The organism is Streptococcus sp., from assembly GCF_019414905.1.
Classification (GTDB): domain Bacteria; phylum Bacillota; class Bacilli; order Lactobacillales; family Streptococcaceae; genus Streptococcus.
In genome coordinates, this window is the sequence record NZ_DXLC01000058.1 from 1 (window position 1) to 1,763 (window position 1,763).

The window sequence follows — 1,763 nt, forward strand, 5'->3', positions numbered from 1 at the left end:
CGCCTGGGTGTGGACCAGCCAACCATTTTCTTGTCCGTCTTTGGATTCGATACCAGTGTATTCTTTAGCAGCGATACGACCATAGTAGCGCATGTCGTCAATGTAATTGATCATTGGCTTGGCTGTTTCAGCAAGGTTGCTCATGTAAGCTGGCCAATAGTTCATTTGCAAATTGACATTGAGGTGGTAGTCAGCGTTCCAAGGTGGATTGTCTACAGCATTCCAGACTCCTTGCAAGTTGGCAGGAAGGGCATCTGTCCGATTACGAGAAGAACTGATCAGTAGATAACGTCCGTATTGGAAGAAGAGTTCTTCTAATTTTTGCCCTTTTGTTGGATTATAGGTTTGGAGAGCTTCTTTTGTAGTTTGGTTAGACTTGCTACCGCCGAGGTTTAGTTGAACACGATTGAAAAGGCTTTGGTAATCCTTGATGTGATCATTTTTCAGAGTCTCATAGTCTTTGGCTTTAGCAGCTTCAACGATCGATTTGACAGTATTTTCTAGGTCAATATCCTTGCGATAATTGGTTTTTGGATTTTGAGCAAAGTTGGTCTTGGCACTGAGTAGCAGTGTTGCATAACTGGCTCCAGTGACAGTCAAATAACCATCTTGAGCAGTGACTTTTCCGTCCGTCTTGATACCAAGATAGGAAGCAAATTTCAGACCATTGTCTTTGACAGTTCCTTTGAGCAAAATACCATTAGAATCAGTCGTAACTGCTCCTTGTTTATAATTCGAATATTCCCAGGAGTAGTCGCCATTCGCAATCAAATCTTCAGTCAAGCTATTCCAAAGGGTAAAATCGAGGGTCTTATCCCCTTTTTTACTCAAGTGGGTGACAGTAACATCGTCAGGATAGCTAGAGAAGGTTTCTCGTTTGAAACTTGTCCCATCTTGGGTATAGGAGGTAGTTGTGATAGCTTCAGAAATGTCTAAGCCACGATGATAGTCAGTAACATTTTCCAAGCCCTTCTTCTGGTTATTAAAGACCATGAAGATATCACCGAAGGCTAGGTAGCGACCGTATTGGGAATTGTTTGGCCCAACCAAATTTCTCTCTGCTAGTTGTTTGGCTTTTTGACGGTCACCGTCTTCTAAGGCCTTACGGATTTCAGCTAAGACTTTGTAGCGGTCCTTGTAGTTTCCTCCGTTGTAGTCTTGACTATCTGGCTGTGGGCCTCCAGACCAAAGTGTTTTTTCGTTGTACTGGATTCTTTCTTCACCGATGAGTCCGAAAACCTTGGCACCCATTTCTCCATTTCCGACTGGGAGAGCTTGTTTTTCCCAACCGTCATAAGAAGGAGCAGTTGGTTGGTTGTAATGTAGTTCGTAATGTTCTTGCTTGTTCACAGGAAGTTCTGGTTTCTCGCTCTCCTTATTGTCAGCAGGGGCGGTAGTAGCACTTGTCTCTGACTGACTACTAGTTTGAGGGAGTTCTGTCCCTGGGTTTGTTTGCTTTTCAGCTGATTCAGCTACAGGCTGAGTCTCTGTGTTAGAAACAAGAACTTCCTCTACATTCGTCTCAGGTTTAGCAGAGGTTTCAGTAATTGTTGCCTCACTTTCCGTAATCTCGACACCATCAGCAGCCACACCCTGTGCTGCTAAAAAAACAGCACCAAGTAAAACAGAGGCAGCTCCGACACTTAGTTTGCGGATACTATACTTACAGGATTTTTCCCAATATCTCTTATCCACAAAATTCTCCTTTCTTAAATCTGTAAGCGCATACATTCTCTTTAAAAAAAATAAGTCTTGCAGAAATA

The 1,763-nt window shown here is 42.9% G+C and carries 1 protein-coding gene; it reads right to left on the reverse strand.

Going from position 1 to position 1,763, the window contains the following annotated elements; genetic code table 11:
• Positions 1-1,695, reverse strand: a 1,695-nt coding sequence (locus tag QZ359_RS01530) for a glycoside hydrolase N-terminal domain-containing protein (RefSeq protein WP_293955943.1), incomplete at its 3' end; no start/stop codon positions are given.
• Positions 1,696-1,763 lie beyond the last annotated feature (68 nt).